This window comes from Pseudomonas cichorii, assembly GCF_018343775.1.
Classification (GTDB): Bacteria; Pseudomonadota; Gammaproteobacteria; order Pseudomonadales; family Pseudomonadaceae; genus Aquipseudomonas; species Aquipseudomonas cichorii.
The window spans coordinates 1,136,151-1,152,972 of sequence record NZ_CP074349.1 but is presented as its reverse complement, the minus strand read 5'-3'; the positions used below and the strand labels follow the sequence as shown (position 1 = coordinate 1,152,972).

The 16,822-nt window shown below is 54.5% G+C and carries 12 protein-coding genes; 4 read left to right on the top strand and 8 right to left on the bottom strand.

The genetic code is table 11. From position 1 onward, the window contains the following. Window positions 1-106: 106 nt before the first annotated feature. Window positions 107-1,075, top strand: a complete 969-nt coding sequence (rlmF, locus tag KGD89_RS05160) for a 23S rRNA (adenine(1618)-N(6))-methyltransferase RlmF (RefSeq protein ID WP_038399754.1) — start codon at window positions 107-109, stop codon at window positions 1,073-1,075. A 158-nt stretch (window positions 1,076-1,233) separates the two neighbouring features. Here rlmF and KGD89_RS05155 read toward each other — a convergent pair whose 3' ends face one another. Further along, complete coding sequence (locus KGD89_RS05155) at window positions 1,234-1,515, bottom strand: HU family DNA-binding protein (protein ID WP_020304671.1); 282 nt, start codon at window positions 1,513-1,515, stop codon at window positions 1,234-1,236. 390 nt (window positions 1,516-1,905) lie between these two features. Between KGD89_RS05155 and yejK the strand changes: the two genes are divergently transcribed. After that, window positions 1,906-2,907: a nucleoid-associated protein YejK gene (gene yejK / locus KGD89_RS05150; protein ID WP_025258743.1), complete on the top strand. Its 1,002-nt coding sequence runs from the start codon at window positions 1,906-1,908 to the stop codon at window positions 2,905-2,907. Between the two features lie 5 nt (window positions 2,908-2,912). Continuing rightward, window positions 2,913-3,263 (top strand): glutaredoxin family protein, encoded by a 351-nt coding sequence (locus KGD89_RS05145; RefSeq protein ID WP_025258742.1) that lies wholly within the window; start codon window positions 2,913-2,915, stop codon window positions 3,261-3,263. A gap of 133 nt (window positions 3,264-3,396) precedes the next feature. On the opposite strand, the gene KGD89_RS05140 is transcribed toward KGD89_RS05145, so the two are convergent. Together KGD89_RS05140 and KGD89_RS05135 are read right to left on the bottom strand one after the other, a co-directional pair. Continuing rightward, entirely contained in the window at window positions 3,397-5,607 is a 2,211-nt protein-coding gene (locus KGD89_RS05140) for an alpha/beta hydrolase family protein (RefSeq protein ID WP_025258741.1), read from the bottom strand. A 403-nt stretch (window positions 5,608-6,010) separates the two neighbouring features. After that, window positions 6,011-6,946 carry a glutathione S-transferase family protein gene (locus KGD89_RS05135; protein ID WP_025258740.1) on the bottom strand — a complete coding sequence of 312 codons (936 nt, stop codon included), beginning with the start codon at window positions 6,944-6,946 and terminating at the stop codon, window positions 6,011-6,013. 353 nt (window positions 6,947-7,299) lie between these two features. Between KGD89_RS05135 and KGD89_RS05130 the strand changes: the two genes are divergently transcribed. Then, on the top strand, window positions 7,300-12,630 hold the full coding sequence (locus KGD89_RS05130; protein ID WP_081741912.1) for an RHS repeat-associated core domain-containing protein: 5,331 nt from the start codon (window positions 7,300-7,302) through the stop codon (window positions 12,628-12,630). Here the strand turns inward: KGD89_RS05130 and KGD89_RS05125 are convergent. From KGD89_RS05125 to KGD89_RS05105, 5 genes are all read right to left on the bottom strand, one after another. After that, window positions 12,620-12,973 (bottom strand): GIY-YIG nuclease family protein, encoded by a 354-nt coding sequence (locus KGD89_RS05125; protein ID WP_025258738.1) that lies wholly within the window; start codon window positions 12,971-12,973, stop codon window positions 12,620-12,622. The two genes, KGD89_RS05130 and KGD89_RS05125, sit on opposite strands and share 11 nt — an antisense overlap. After that, window positions 12,966-13,457, bottom strand: a complete 492-nt coding sequence (locus tag KGD89_RS05120) for a nuclear transport factor 2 family protein (protein ID WP_025258737.1) — start codon at window positions 13,455-13,457, stop codon at window positions 12,966-12,968. The genes KGD89_RS05125 and KGD89_RS05120 overlap by 8 nt, the downstream gene beginning before the upstream one ends. A 117-nt stretch (window positions 13,458-13,574) precedes the next feature. Beyond that, window positions 13,575-14,801 carry a CynX/NimT family MFS transporter gene (locus KGD89_RS05115; protein ID WP_025258736.1) on the bottom strand — a complete coding sequence of 409 codons (1,227 nt, stop codon included), beginning with the start codon at window positions 14,799-14,801 and terminating at the stop codon, window positions 13,575-13,577. Between the two features lie 146 nt (window positions 14,802-14,947). Further along, on the bottom strand, window positions 14,948-15,712 hold the full coding sequence (locus KGD89_RS05110; RefSeq protein WP_025258735.1) for an amino acid ABC transporter ATP-binding protein: 765 nt from the start codon (window positions 15,710-15,712) through the stop codon (window positions 14,948-14,950). A gap of 10 nt (window positions 15,713-15,722) precedes the next feature. Continuing rightward, a complete protein-coding gene (locus KGD89_RS05105; RefSeq protein ID WP_025258734.1) occupies window positions 15,723-16,820 on the bottom strand; it encodes an amino acid ABC transporter permease in 1,098 nt (365 codons plus the stop codon). Window positions 16,821-16,822 lie beyond the last annotated feature (2 nt).

Here is a 16,822-nt window from a genome sequence, read left to right as displayed (position 1 = left end):
CGCGACAGCGTACCTTCAGTCGGAATCAATATCCGTTGTGAGTACGAGGTCGCGGGCAAGCGCGCTCCTACGGGGCGCAGCATTCGCATCTTCAGAACGACTCCCCATGACCACGCCAGACAAACCCAAACCTCCCCGCAAAAAGCCCCAGCGTCCTGCCAAGCCAACAGAGCCTCGCGAGAAGGCCACGCTGCACTCGCGCAACCGCCATCAGGGTCGCTACGACTTTCCCAAGCTGATCAAAAGCAGCCCGGAACTGGCCGAGTTCGTGATCCTCAACCCCTATGGGAAGGAAAGCATCGACTTCGCCAACCCTGTGGCCGTGCGGGTCTTCAACCGGGCGTTGCTCAAGGCGCTGTATGGCATCGCCCATTGGGATATTCCGGCTGACTACCTGTGCCCGCCAATTCCGGGGCGTGCCGATTACCTGCATTTTCTCGCCGACCTGCTGGCCAGCGAGAACAATGGCGAGATTCCACGCGGCGCGTCGATCAAGGCGCTGGACATCGGCACCGGTGCCAACTGCATCTACCCCTTGCTGGGTCATAGTGACTACGGCTGGCACTTCGTGGGCTCGGATATCGACAGCACCGCCATCGCCGCCGCCACGACCATCATCAAGGCCAATGGCTTGAGCAAGGCCATCAGCGTGCGTCAGCAGACCAATCGCAAGCACATCCTGCTGGGCCTGCTCGACAGCAGCGAACGCTTCGAGGTGAGCCTGTGCAACCCGCCCTTCCACTCCTCACTGGAAGAAGCGCAGCGCGGCAGCCAGCGTAAATGGCGCGCACTGGGCAAGGCTGACCCCAAGCGCAAGCTGCCGGTGCTCAATTTCGGCGGGCAATCCCAGGAACTGTGGTGTGAAGGTGGCGAGATCGGCTTCGTGACCCAACTGATCCACGAAAGCGCCCAGATACCGACACAAGTGCGCTGGTTCAGCACCCTGGTGTCCAAGGCCTCGAACCTGCCTGCCATTCAGGCTGCGCTGACACGAGCCGGCGTGCTGAAGAGCCGGATCGTTGAAATGGGCCAGGGCCAGAAGCAAAGCCGCTTCGTGGCCTGGACCTTCATGTAAGAGCGCTTGCCCTGGGCGGCACTCCGACGACCGGCTGCGTAGCAGTCGTAAATTTTGCGAGCGCTTCGCACTCGGTCGCGGGCAAGCGCGCTCTTACAGGACCAAAAAAAGCCGTGCCCGGTTAACCGGTGCACGGCTTTTTCACAGCAAGCGTGAGCTTACTTGTTGATCGAGTCGTTCAGCACTTTGGCCGGTACGAACTTGATGACTTTCTTGGCAGCGATTTCGATGGCAGCGCCAGTCGAAGGGTTGCGGCCGGTGCGAGCTGGACGCTCAGCAACTTTCAGCTTGCCGATACCTGGCAAGGTGATTTCAACGCCGTTTTCCAGTTGGTCGGCAACGATTTGGCCCAACTGCTCAAGAGCATTACGCGCGGTGGTTTTTGGCGCGTCGATAGCTTCAGCGATATCGGCGATCAATTGGTCTTTGGTAAGAGCCATGGTGGTGTTCCTTCCCTATCAAATTCATTTGGATTGCAGAACGTAACGTCGGCCAAAGGCCGGGCAATGAACCAGACTCCGCTGGCAGCCACGATAAATCGCGAAATGTAGATACTTAAACCGGGATTTGGTTCGGCCCACACGTAGACGATCTGCATGCTTGGCGCGCTTGAGTGCGCAAGACCGGGCAAAACTAGCACAGAGCCGGGCAAATATCCGCCCTTACCTATCCTTTTGGTCAGGTTTAAGCGGTAATCGCTCAAAAATTGATCATAAAACATCCTGCCGAGTGGAAAACCGGGCTCTGCAAGGCCATTTTTCGCAGGCCTGCGTTACACTGACGGCCTTGCACGAGCTGTCCGCTCTTCATCATTACCAGCCGAGATATCCATGCCGATCCGTCATTGCATCGTCCACCTGATCGACAAGAAACCCGATGGTACGCCCGCTGTTCTCCATGCTCGCGATACCGAACTCGCCGAGTCCCAGGCCATCGAGAACATGCTCGCGGACCTCAACGAGAGCTATAACGCCAAACAGGGCAAGGCCTGGGGGTTGTTCCACGCCGAATCCGGTGCGCACCCGTTCAGCGGCTGGCTGAAAGAGTATCTGGACGGCGCAAACGACTTCACGGCGTTCTCTCGCGTCTCGGTGGAGCACCTGCAGAAGCTGATGGAAGAGTCCAACCTGTCAGTGGGCGGCCATGTGCTGTTCGCCCATTACCAGCAAGGCATGACCGACTACCTGGCCATCGCCCTGCTGCACCACAGCGAAGGCGTGGCGGTGAATGACGAACTGGACGTGACCCCGTCCCGCCACCTGGATCTGGGCCAGCTGCATCTGGCTGCCCGGATCAACATTTCGGAATGGCAGAACAACAAGCAATCCAAGCAGTACATCTCCTTCATCAAGGGCAAGAACGGCAAGAAAGTCTCGGAGTACTTCCGCGACTTCATCGGCTGCCAGGAAGGCGTGGACGGCCCCGGCGAAACCCGCACCCTGCTCAAGGCGTTCAGTGACTTCGTGGAAAGCGAAGACCTGCCGGAAGAGTCCGCTCGCGAGAAAACCAAGACCCTGGTGGATTACGCCAGCAGCCAGAGCAAAATGGGCGAGCCCATGGGCCTGGAAGAGCTGTCCGAACTGATCGATGAGGACCGCCCGCGCGCGTTCTACGATCACATCCGCAACAAGGACTACGGCCTGTCTCCGGAAATCCCGGCGGACAAACGCACCCTGAACCAGTTCCGGCGCTTCACAGGCCGTGCAGAAGGCCTTTCGATCAGCTTCGAGGCACACCTGCTGGGCGACAAGATCGAATATGACGAGCAAGCCGGCACCCTGATCATCAAGGGCCTGCCAACCCAGCTCACCGACCAGCTGAAACGGCGCTGATCGTCATGCTGCTGCGTACCCTCAAGAAGTTCGCGCTGATCATGCTGGTGGTTGTGGTCTATCAGAACTGGGGCAAGATCGAGAACCTGTTCAGCCCGCAACCTGCCAGCGTTGCGCAGAGCTACAGCCAGGCCAGGGTCGTGATGTATGCGACCGAGTGGTGCGGCTACTGCAAGCAGACACGGCGCTTTCTCGACAGCAAGGGCATCGCCTTCACCGAATACGACATCGAGAAGTCAGACGAGGGCCGCAAAGCCTATGAAGCCCTGGGTGGACGCGGGATCCCGTTGATTGATGTGAATGGCACGATTATCAGAGGCTTCAGCGAAGAGGCAATATTGGCAGCGCTGAAGTGACTGAGGATTCCCTGCAGGCGCTGCCGGAGGCAGCGCCTGCAGAGATTGTATTCAGATGTTAACAAGACGAAAGCATCGTTTCTCATGCGGCCTTTTTATAAAGGCTCTTCGCGCGAAACCATTGGCTATTATTTCAGGGAAACGGCAGTACCTGGAACTGCATGGCCGGACGAGCAAATAATGCATTCGCCAGAGCCTCAAGCTTGACTGGCACGATATAACAAGGACGCCCCTCAACCTCCCCACCAATGAACGATCTGAAGCCACCTGCCGGAATGGTAAACCTGGCCGTTTTCGATTGCTCGCCGGGTTCAAATACCAGAGGTTCTTCAAAAGACATCTCACCAAGCACTCTATGTATTATTCTGAAACTCATCCACATCGGCACCCGAACCAAACTCGCCTCTGACAAAAAAGCCTCAACTTCCAACGTTTGTTCCTGGCCGGTGGCGACAACAAAAACATCTTCCATCGCGCTGACAAACGGCAACCTCAAGGGTTCGTTTTTTCCAAGTGAAGGTTTCACGAAGACAATATCGGACAAGCCGATGTCTCCGCCACTGGGCAAGGTAAAAGTCAACGCGCTCACAGGCCCCTCCAAAGAGAATGCCTCTAATGGCACTGATATCTGACGCTGAAGAAACGTTTCAACCCCATTAATTATCTCAGGAAGCGGCCATCTCTCTTGTAGCGTTGGGGTAAGATCCACTGTAGCGCCATCCAGAGTAATCTGCAGCTCAACGGACTCTACCGGGCTCTCTTCCTGCATGTAATCGATATGAAAACTCAAATGCGTGTAAAGCGACAAATCAACAGGGCTTCCCACGTCACGAACATGCAGTTCCAGTTTGGCTGGCGACTGAAAACCCAGGCTCTTGAGATTTAGGAAACCGTGACGTCGATGATGCGTAGACCGCAGCCCGCAAAACTTCGGCAAGGGAGCCGCGACAACTTCTCCAACACCTTCAGTTACAGTCCAATCCCATTCTCCAGGCATCAACAAGGTGTCATGAGAGTGCATATTTTCAAAGCTTTGAACGGTATAACGGCTTGACGCCGGAAAATAAGCTGTACTTTGTACTGACGCCCGTGGAAGCATAGGGATGGTGATTGGAGAACCGTCAAACAGGACTAAAAACTCCTGTTCCCTCCCTAAGATCAAGCGAAAAAATCCAGCCAGATAGAATGCACCGAGACGCTGCTGCTCTATAGGTCGATGGCGACTGACTTCAATATCTCCCCAGAACCCCTCAGTATCATCTCCTCCAGAACGGCTCCCGGGGGACCATTCTGTATTGAAGTAGTTATGATTGGCCCCTAACAGCAGTACAGAACTTCGAAACACGTCATCTTCAAATGCAAAGCGAGAGATATCGGAGTTACGTTGCGCGTCTAACCAGGCTACGTCTCCGTCCAGAAATGGCAGGATGGCAGCCGTATGCGTGCCGGGAATGGCAATATCGTCAAACGTCGTACTGCCTAATAGTACAGCAGCCTGTATACCATGATTTTTATCAAGTAACCTGTTTAAGGAGACAGCCCACGCTACACCGGATCCGCCACGTGAATGCCCCATAAGACCTATAGCATCCAGATCCAGCCTGCCTTCCAGTAATGAAAGCTCCGGACGGTTCCCTTTATTTGCCTCACTCAATAAATCGAGATGCGCCAGAATTAAATGCCCTCGCGCCCGGTCTGCATTTTCCCTAAAACCGACCGACTCGTATGCAGTGATGCCATTGGCAGATAAAGAGACAACGACATAGCCATGACTGGCAAGTGCTTCTGCTGCGGCGCCATACCCTTCAAAGCTGGGAATCGGCTGCGCCTCTCCTCTACAAGGCCAATAGGACTCACTCGGAAACTCACACGTGGAGTGCCTCCCATGCAAAAGAATAACTACCGGGTACACACCTTGTGAATCAGGCATATACACCGCGGCTCGAAACTCAATGCCTGACCATCCGTCCGGGAGCTCCAATGCTTCATCGCCGTAATCATAATCATAGCGAATGACAGCATACGGCCCCACGGAGAGTGCATCAGGCGCAGCCAGCCTGGCCGATTCGGAAGTCTTTCTTTTGCTTTTTTTAAAAGGTTTATCATGTTTATTTTTGCACGGAAGAAACAGCTCTGGACTCGTCACCTCTTTCACGTGCTCAACTTCAAAAACAGGGACAGTCGTTCTTAGCACTTTACGATCTTCCGAAAGTATCGCTTCGTACTCCAAACCATCGATGAGTAAAGTCGGGTACCTGCTGCTGATCGGCATAGGCACATCCAAGTGAAGCTCAACATAATCGCCCCACTCGTTCTTAACAATTTTCCAGCCCTGAGATTTCATTGATAAACTCCTGTATTGGTACATCCTGATAGAATCCATTATCCGGCTTTCGCAAGTCTGTCTCACTCAAGAGTGATTGCGTGCAGCACACGTTCCCTGGCCTGCTGCACGCACAAACTTTTTAAGTTCATTACAAGAGTCAAGCACATGCAACATGAAAACTCAAAGAGAAAACACGCCCCCTTCATACCCTATTGAATCATGCATCGAACAGCTAATAGCTAATCACCATGTACACAAAACTATCCAAATGCGTCTCGAAGGGTAGCCCTTGGATAAACTGTGATAAACAAGCAGCCCTGAAGTTTTCCCTGAAAAAGCCGTACAAGCGGATTTATCCGCAAGACGGCATTTCAGACTATACATGTTGGGGAGATATAACGGCCTCTCGCGAATAACTCACTTACGACCGTTTTACGATCCGAAACCCCAACCGCGGAAAATGCACATGCACCACGCCTGCACGGGGATCTTCGCGGCGCAGGATCAGCTCTTCGCGCCCGCTGAACAGCAACTCGCCCTCTACCGCATCCACACCATAATCAACGGCTGAAATTGCCACCCGATCACCAGCCTTGAAGCCGTTTGGGTCAATAAACGCTTCATCGGGCAATGCCGCAGGTGTGGCATCGGCGGCGATTTGCACTGCATCGACAGCAGCGAGGTCGTTATGCGCACCATGACCGAAGCCCAGCACACGCCCAAGCCAGGCCGACACCGCCGGATAATCGTCCACCAGAGGTGATGTCACGGGAGTCTGCTTGAGGAACCAGAGGGTATGCGCCACGGAGAAGTCGGCAATCGAAGGCTCGCCAAACAGGAAGTCGCCATTGCGCTCCAACTGTTGCTCCAGCCTCGCCATCAGGGTTGGCCATTGATGCTGAGCCTGTTCCAGCGGCAAGCGTGATGCGCTTCCGCCGTCGAACAAGGTTGCCCGGTCTGCGACGAAGGCCTTGACCGCTTCAGGGGGTACCTTGGCGAAACGCACGGCCAGCGAGGCAGGCTGGAACACCAGACTGACCGCATGCATGAACAGCACCGAATCGCCCCAGGCGGCAAGGCCGGTTACCGTGAATTCATGGCCCTCGGGATAAAAGGTCGGGGAGGCTTTTTCCTGCTCCAGACGGTGCGCGATCAATGCGGTGTCGCAGTAGATATCCGCACCGACCTGCAGAACCGGCGTCTTGCGATAACCGCCAGTCAGGGCCGTCAGGTCAGGTTTGGGCATGATTCGCGGGATGATCACCGAGCGCCATGAAAGCCCCTTGAAGCCGAGCATCAGGCGGGCCTTTTCGGCGAACAGCGATGCAGGGTAGTGATGAAGGATCAGCTCTGACATGTGAACTCTCTTGTTGTGATCGGTCGTCCTCAGCGTAGCCGCTCAAGGGGCTGAAGCACAGCATGGACCATGGCGTGGCACAGGCTACTCAGGTGTCGACATCAATAAGCCCGTCGTTGTTCATCACATCCCATACCTGCACACCTGTATTTTCTGTGAGGCTCGCTTACCGCCCGTCTTATCCCCCTCTTATAAAAAATCGAAAAAACATAATGAACGTCTCACAAAAAAACTAAGCACTGACATTTTTATCAGCAGACAAGAGCGCCGTAAAATTTAAAATAAACAGAGATTTTATCTTTTCAACCCCAGAACGCTCGATCAGGAGCCCAACCTGATCCTGGACCATTACCATGGAAAAGGCACTTCTCAAGCAACTCAACCAACTTCCAAAAAATACGCCACTCCGGGTTTACGGACGATTTGGATCTAACTCAGGCGATATGGAGAAAGGTAACCTGATCTCCGTTGATCTAACCCAGAAGACCCTGACTCTCTACAACACGGTTTACAGCGCTAACAAGACACTCAACACTGACGACGTTGTGCGCATTGATTACACCCTTTATGAACAGTCATACTCATTAGCCCTAGACCCACCGTCCTATTTAAATACGGGCACATCAGAACGTAACAATGGGAATCTACAAACGGGCGAATTCAATGCTTACTTACCCATTACAACTCTTGTCGGAAATGGCGGTGCGGGTCCTTCACTGGCCCTAAACTATTACTATTCCGCAGGAATAAAGTTTACGCCTGGAGGGTGGGCTCCCCGTTTCAGCTATGTCACGATTTATGACGACATAATCAAGCTTCACTTGCATTCAGGGCAAACACTTACCCTTTTTAAATCGCTGATACCTTACTCACCACAGCCTGGAATCACTATTAAAGAATTCGCCTTTTCCTGGATGAAAGTCATCCACAAAGACGGCACGGTGGAAATTCTGGAGGACATATTTAAAAGACCCATCACTAGCGAAGCCTCCGCCTCTGATTCCCTATCCACTCCCCCAGACAGATGCCTTGTCCCCATACAAATCATCAACAGCACAGGCTGCTCTCTTTATTTTGAATGGGAAGGCACCTTTAATAAAAGCCTCCTGCTCAGCAAAGTCTCAGACGATACTCAGGTGCTGCTGAAAACAAACACCCTGACAAAGAAAACACTGCTGGCCAATCAGACAATCAGCCTTGACGCCATTGAGTTCATCGAGCGCCCGGATCAGGCCCCTACGACGCTGTGCACGCTTTACCTGCAAAATTCCTGGCTGATCAAATACGAAAAAAACAATGGCCTGGATGTCGATACTCAGGAGTTCACCTACACCGGCCAGTACCTCACGGCTATCCAGCACTCTCGTCCTGTAAAAGAGCTGGTGACCTACTCGACAGACAACCGTATCGCTCGTTACACCCTGACAGGTAACAATGCCTCATCCAACCGGGTAGAAGACTATACGTTTACCGCATCATCTGCCAAACAGGTGACCACCTTCGACGCCGCATCGATCACAACAGAATTACTGTTTGACGCCGACGATCTTTTGTCAAAAAAAATCATCACCCAAGGCGATTGCGTAAAGACCACTGAGTTCAAGCGAGACTTCGACTCCAAAACCAGTCAATTATCGCTTTCCACCCTGACCACCTACAAAAACAAGCAATCACAAAGAACCGAAACCGAGTATTCAAACTTTGACGTTTTGGGCAACCTCATCAAACGTACCGCGAATGACGTGACGACCGAGTTCACCTACTACCGAGGCCAGGCCAAGGAGGAGGAGATAGTGGTCAATACGAGCACCTATACAGACACCTCAGGCCTGCATGGGAAACTCGGATGGGTACTCGATTACATGAACCCTATTGGCTGGGGTTTCTTATTATTTGGCAAACAAGGGATGACGTGGGGAACCATCGAAAATCGAAACGTCGTAAACAGCCCGTACCTGACCAATACCGGAGCCCAGTCTTATAACCTTCCCGTCAAGATCGAGTGCCCTGGCGATCCTAATTACTTCCGGACCTATGTCGAATCCGAAAAACGCTACCGTACCGTCAACGGCAAACGTGTCGATCTGCGCTGGACGTTCTATAGCTATAGCAGCCTGCCAGTAAAGGGACAGATAGTCGCTGGCCCTACGCTCAAACCGAGTGTGAAGCTGATTATTTATAATCCGCAGTCCGATGACAAAATCAAACTGAAAGACTGGCTCAATAGCCGCATGGTCGTACAGGAAACCGAGTATTACACGGACCCTGGTGTCATTTCTTTCGGCCGCATCAAATCACTGACCCAACGACTGCTTGATCCTTCCGCAAAAGCTATTCCCCTGTCGCTTCAAAAGACGGCCTATGTTTACCAGTTGCAGGGCGATACGCTCACAACGACCACAACCTTCCAGTCTTCTGAAAACACTCAGAGTGTGACCAAAGCAGTGCACTCCATGAGATCTTCGCAGTTGTTGTACTCGCTGGATCCACACGGTAACAGCGTGAGTTACAGCTACGATGCCTATGGTCGAATGTTGAGCAAATCCGAACAGGCTCAAGAAAACGGCCCCCAACACAAAACCGTTTTTGAATATTCGCTGACCCAGGGTTGCCCTACTGTGATCACGACATTTCCAGGGGGGCAACAATACCGGGAATGCTATGACGCCTTTGGCCGTATCGCCAGTACCGAAACCCGTGGTTCGAGCGATGCCAAGCTCGCATGGCGACAGCTCTCGAGTACGTCCTACGATGGTTTGGGCCGAGAAAAAATCACTGTTGAATATGACTATGCACCCGCTGCGTCTGAAACATCGCCTATCGGTAAACGGCAACTGGAATGCGTTTACGATAACTGGGGCCAGCCGTCAAAAATCCAGGTACAGGGCGGTATTGCCCAATATGACGAGTATGACCCTGTCACTCAGGTAAGAACGGCGAAACAGCAGTACCTCTCCACCGCATGCTGCAAGCAAACCACGCAATACAATTCACTGGGCAGCATTGAAAAGGAATCCCTGATAGACGCGAGCGGTATCGAATACCAATCGATCCAGTATGAATACGATGCGGCTGGCCGGATCAATAAACAGAAAGGGATTAACGGCCTTGAACAGACGTTTGGGTGGGACGACTTTGATCGGCTGGTGAAGTCTTTCGGAGACGCGGTTGAACATACGTGTGAGTATCCCACTCACACGACCTCCCCTCTGGCATCACGCCTGACATTCAATAAGCCGTCGGATAAATACGTCCATGAGTGGGGAAGCCGCAAGATCGACGGCCTTGACCGTGTTGTCGAAGTGCAGACCGGCGGCAGAAAGAAAACCTTCAGTTATACAGGCAGCAACACATGGGGCACATTGAGCAGCACGCCTCCTCCCTCGATCACAGCCTCTCAAAAGGTGAGTACTCAATTCGCGTATGACTCATCGACATCCACATTGACCCAAACGACGACCGGCTATCCCACCCATACAACAAAGGCCACTTCCACTTATTCGCTGCGAGGCGTTTTGCTTAAATACACGGACGATTTCGGCAACCAGACGACATACACCTATGACCTCTTGGGACGCTTGACCGGTACCTCCGGCAAGGATGTCAGCACCACACTGAGTTATGACAGTGATGAGCGCCTTGTCAAAGAGAGTGTCACAGAACTGGCCAGCAAGACCTGCATGACCATCACCTATAAATACGATGCTAGAAACCGTGAAATCGAGCGCGTTTTCAGTGCTTCCGGGTACCCGGACCTGACCCTCAGACAAAGCTTCGATGGCAATAACCGACTGGCGAATATCACACTGCTTCGTGACAAGACTGAACTGTCTCTGGAACGCTTTTCCTACACGTCTGGCGGTCAGTTGGCTGTCTATGAATGCAGCGGATCACAAAGACCACTGGATGCCAGCGGCAAGAAACTCAGCAAGCAAACGTTCTCCTATAACCCGCTGGGTAGCATTCAACAGTGCATCAGCGTCTTCGACGGCGGCCAGGACACTGCCACCTTCAATTATGATGCGAAAGACAAGACTCAACTTCGTTCGATCACTCACTCAGCCACTGGCATCGGTGCCGTTACGCTTGATTACGACACGTTTGGACGCCTGAGCAATAACGAAAGTGGTTACTCAATGGCATACAACGATGCCGGGCAACTTGGGCAACTCCTTCGCTCCGGTTCGGACTTCCGTGAATACAGCTATCTCTATGACGAACAAGGCAAGGTCGGGGCCTGCTTCGGGACTTACTATTACGAACGCTACTATTACCGTGATGGTCGGCAATATGCGCGAGATGGTGTTATCCAGATCAAGGGCATCTACTACTCGCGCCTGTCCCGTATGACCAACCAGAGTAACGCCTGTCATCTGTTGCAGCAGACCTTGAAGTCAGAAGAAACCGCCAGCAGCAGTAATCTCAGCAACAGCTTTGAACTCAAGAACGCCATGGGTTCCGTCATTGCCAGTTACGACATAGCGACCAAGGCCCAGACGCTCTTCAGTTATACGCCATTCGGTTATCGCCCCGATGACTGGAGCCAACGCAGCTGGCTGGGTTTCAACGGCGAGCCCATCGACCGGCCTACTGGCACGTACCATCTGGGCAATGGCGTGCGTGTCTATAACAGTGCGATACAGACCTTCCAGACGCCGGACAGCTTCAGCCCCTTCGGGAGAGGTGGGCTTAATGGCTATGCGTATTGCAGCAATGACCCGGTTAACTTCACTGATCCGGATGGCCATGCCGAGATTGTCAGGCAGTACAGCGAAGTCTCTCATGGCGCCTTCGTTGAGGACCCGATTGTCAGGGCCTCGATGGACCTGGCTTTAGGGGCCACACTGGCAGTAGCTACAGGAGGTACATCCACAGCTTTTGGAATTGCCACGCTGGGGCTTGAAATCGTTTCCGGAAGTTTTGGCGTCGCGGCAGCAGCTCTGGCAGAACGCGACCCTCACACCGCCAACATACTGGACTGGGTCTCGTTTGGCACATCGACAATCGGTAACGTTTTTGATGTTGCCGACATGATCAAGGTCGGGCGCTATGCCACAGGCTCGCTGTCAGGCATTGCGATCAATGCCGAGCGCCGTGCCGTTGCAGCCCTGAATAAAACCTCTGACACGACCGAGAAGTTCGTCACAATGAGCGGCACCATGCGATCGCTCACGCAAATCGACGGAGAGCTTTATACCTTCGTTGATACCTACAAAGCCAAGGACCGTCTGAATATTGCCGTGCATGGCAAAGACCTGAATATCATTGAAGAGAAACTGCTCAACAGCAGCTCAAGCGTGATCCTCAATAACGCAGAGCACTCCGCTGCCGATGTGTTGAGGATGCTCAATGACAAAGGCGTTGACCCGACGCTCTATGACAATATTCGTCTGCTCGTCTGTTTTTCGGGTAACGGTGGGAGCAGTTCATTTGCCGCGCAATTCAGGAGTCTCGTCAACAGGCCGACCAAGGGGTTCATTGGCCCGGTCACTATGACTCGGGGCTCTACTTCCATGGCCAAAGTCTTCGCTGCGGCAGCCGAATCAGGGACCGCTGGAACTGCGGCACTCTCAACGACCTTTTCGCAACAGATTCAACATAAAGTGCTCAAGCAAAACCCCTACAGCCTTTGGGAGGACCCGATCCTCTACGCTGGCTTCAGGTACAGACCCGTTAAATTCTGATGGCTGAGACGTCAGTGCCAAGGTTGCTATTGAGCCCTGGCACTTCAGCGCCATTGCTGGCTACCAAGGCCTCCTTGGCACTCTTGCGCAACTTCTTGATCAACCGCTCATGACGCAAAGCCTCGCCCTTACTCGGCCAGGCTTCCACGTACACCAGAGCCACCGCCGGGCTGGAATTGAAATAGCTCGCACCCTTGCCACGCTGATGTGCAGCAAACCGCCGCTGCGGGTTATCGCTGATACCGCAATACAACGAACCATTGGCCGCACGCACCAGATAGACAAACCAGGGTTTGCCCACAGGTGCTGCGACATAGGTAACGGCATTCACAACGTCAGGCATGGCGTTTTTCTGTAAACACTTTGAGCCCTTTCTGAGCCTGGGCACGAATCGCGTTCTGCACCAGCGGTGTCCATCCCAGCAGCAGGCCCTTGGTGCCCAGCGCCTGACGCGACCACTTCCACAGATCAAAGTTGTCATGATGCTCAGTGATCTTGCCATCATGGAAGACGAAACGGGCCTGGATGTTATTGACCACGGTGCGGCCGGTCTGGCTGAACAGGTAAGTGGCCACCCAATGCGCGCCGCCGCTGCGCTCATCGGCGCGGACGTTATCGAAAACCACCGAGAAATCCTGGGCGCGGGAGGTCAGCATCCGCCACATGTCACCGGCCTGCTTGCCACGCAGTTCGCCGAAAACCGGGTCGCTGAAGAGCACATCATCGCTGTAACAGGCCGCCATTCCTTCGGCATCCAGACGGGCAAAAGCCTCGTAGAAGCGGGTAATCAATGCGCTATTGGCTTGGCTTATTTGTTCGTTGCTCATGCATGCAGGTCCGTTTGGAAGCAAAAGATGATGCACGATAAGCGGCAAATCGACACTTTGCCATCATCATTCGCAGGATAAATGTTGTTCGCGAATGAATCGCTCCCGCACACCGGTTCAAACCTTCTCGCTGACGGCATTCACATATAACGCTCGCCCGGCACCCAGGCCAGCAACAATGGCACCCAGACCCAACGCAGCAAAGATCCAGCCGATCGAATCCCAGCTTCCCGTCACATCATGCACCACGCCCACCGCCAGCGGGCCTATGGAAGCAATGGTGTAACCAATCCCTTGAGCCATGCCCGACAGATTGGAGGCCACATGGGAGTCACGCGAGCGCAGCACGATCAGCGCCAGCGCCAGACTGAACGTACCGCCCTGCCCCAGCCCCAGCAGAATGGCCCAGCCCCACAGCCCTTCCAGCGGCGCATACAGGCAACCGAACAATCCCCCCAGAGTCATCAGCATGACGAACACAATGGACAGACGCTGATCCTTGCCCCGCGTTGCCAGCCAAGGCGCACTCAAGGCGCTGATCAGTTGCACGATGATTGAGCCGGACAACAACAGACCCGCCTGGGTCGGTGTCATGCCGCGGTCGATCAGCACCGAAGGCAACCAGCCGAAGACGATATAGGCCAGAGAGGATTGCAGCCCCATATACAGCGTGACCTGCCAGGCCAGCGGATCGTGCAGCAGACCGCGCACGCGATACACCCCCTGATGATGAGCATGCAGCTCGCGAGCCTGGGGCAACCAGACCAGTGCGGCCAGTACCGCCGGGATCATCCAGAACCCCAGGCCGACACTCCAGCGATTATCGAAATACTGGGTCAATGGCACCGTCAAGCCGGCAGCAATCGCCGCACCAAGGCACAGCGCCATGGTATAGACGCCGGTCATCGCACCGGCCTGCCTGGGGAAGTCGCGCTTGACGATACCCGGCAGCAACACACCAATGATACCGATGCTTGCACCGGCCAGCAGGCTCCCGGCGAACAACCCGATCTCACCGAAATGGCTACGCAGCAGGATGCCCGCCGCCAATAGCAGCAGAATCCCCAACACCACCCGCTCGCTGCCGAAACGTCTTGCGAGTCGTGGTGCCAGTGGCGCGAACAAGCCCAGGCACAACACTGGCAAAGTCGTCAAAAGCCCGGCCCTGGCCGCCGACAACCCAAGGCTGTCGGAAATCGCATTGAGCAATGGCGCAACGCTGGAGAGCGCAGGCCTCAGGTTCAGGGCAACCAGTACCAGGCCAAGCAATAACAGCCATGGGCGTTTGAGGGTGGGAGTGTGCTGGATTGGGGTCGTGCTCGCCTGAGGCGCCTTGGTCGTCATGAGTCTCTCGTGGGCAGGATGTGTTACAGCGCATTGCGCAAAGGGTGTGCATCCTGTTGGAGAACCTTGCCGAATACAAGTTCGCTGCTGAACACGCATAAAAAACCCGGACACAAGGTCCGGGTTTCTCATGCAACGTCTGCGACTCAGTGAATGATCTGGCTGAGGAACAGTTTGGTACGGTCGCTTTGCGGATTGTCGAAGAAGTCGTTTGGTGCGGCTTGTTCGACGATCTCGCCCTTGTCCATGAAGATCACGCGGTTGGCCACGGTGCGGGCAAAGCCCATTTCGTGGGTTACGCAGAGCATGGTCATGCCCTCTTCAGCCAGGGTGACCATGGTGTCGAGTACTTCCTTGACCATTTCCGGGTCGAGTGCCGAGGTCGGCTCGTCGAACAGCATGATTTTCGGCTTCATGCACAGGGCACGGGCAATCGCCACACGCTGTTGCTGACCACCGGAAAGCTGACCCGGATACTTGTGAGCCTGCTCTGGAATGCGTACGCGCTCCAGGTAGTGCATGGCGATTTCTTCGGCCTTTTTCTTCGGCATGTTGCGAACCCACATCGGTGCCAGCGTGCAGTTCTGCAGGATGGTCAGGTGCGGGAACAGGTTGAAGTGCTGGAACACCATGCCGACTTCACGGCGGATGGTTTCGATCTGCTTCAGGTCAGAAGTCAGTTCGGTGCCATCGACGATGATGCGACCCTGCTGGTGCTCTTCCAGACGGTTCAGGCAACGAATGGTGGTCGACTTGCCCGAACCCGACGGGCCGCACAATACGATACGTTCGCCCTGACGCACGTTCAGGTTGATGTCTTTCAATACATGGAACTGGCCGTACCACTTGTGTACGCCTTCCATCCGGATCATGCCTTCAGCGCCCAGAGGCTTACTGATAACTTCACTCATCACAAAACTCCTAACGCTTGTGGCCTGTGTCCAGCTTACGTTCCAAATGCATGGAATAGCGGGACATACCGAAACAGAAGATCCAGAACACCAGGGCCGCGAAGACGTAGCCTTCGGTGGCCATACCCAGCCATGACGGGTCGGCGGTGGCTTGCTTGACGCTGTTGAGCAAGTCAAACAGGCCGATGATGATCACCAGGCTTGTATCCTTGAACAGGGCAATGAAGGTGTTGACGATGCCGGGGATAACCATCTTCAACGCCTGCGGCAGGATCACCAGCCCCATGCTGCGCCAGTAGCCAAGGCCCATCGCTGCGGCCGCTTCGTACTGGCCTTTAGGGATTGCCTGCATGCCACCGCGCACCACTTCGGCGATGTACGCCGACTGGAACAGGATGACGCCGATCAGGGCGCGCAGCAGCTTGTCGAAGTTCATCCCTTCAGGCATGAACAGCGGCAGCATTACCGACGACATGAACAGCACCGTGATCAATGGTACACCGCGCCAGAACTCGATGAAGGTCACGCACACCACGCGCACGGCCGGCATGTTGGAACGACGCCCCAGTGCCAGCAGAATACCCAGCGGCAGCGCACCGGCGATACCGACGGTCGCGATCACCAGGGTCAGCATCAGGCCGCCCCACTGACTGGTTGCCACAATGCTCAGACCAAACGCGCCACCATGCAGCAGGTAGAACGCGATGACCGGGTAAAGCACCAGGAAGCCGATGGCGTAGAACGCCTTGCGCGGGAACTTCGAGATGAACAGAGGCGCTGCACCGACAATCGCCAGGATTGCAGTCAGATCAACCCTCCAGCGCAGTTCGGTCGGGAAGTAGCCATACATGAACTGGCCAAAACGCTGCTGGACGAATACCCAGCATGCACCTGCCTTGGTGCAGTCTTCCTTGGTGGTGCCGATCCAGTTGGCGTCCAGCAGGGACCAACTGATCATCGGCGGGACGATCAGATAGATCAGGTAGAACGAGAACAAGGTCAGCAGCGTGTTGATCCAGCTGGAGAACAGGTTCTGCCGCATCCACGCAACCGGGCCGAATACTTTGCCCGGTGGTGGCATGTCAGGTTTGAAAGTATGAGTCGTCATGC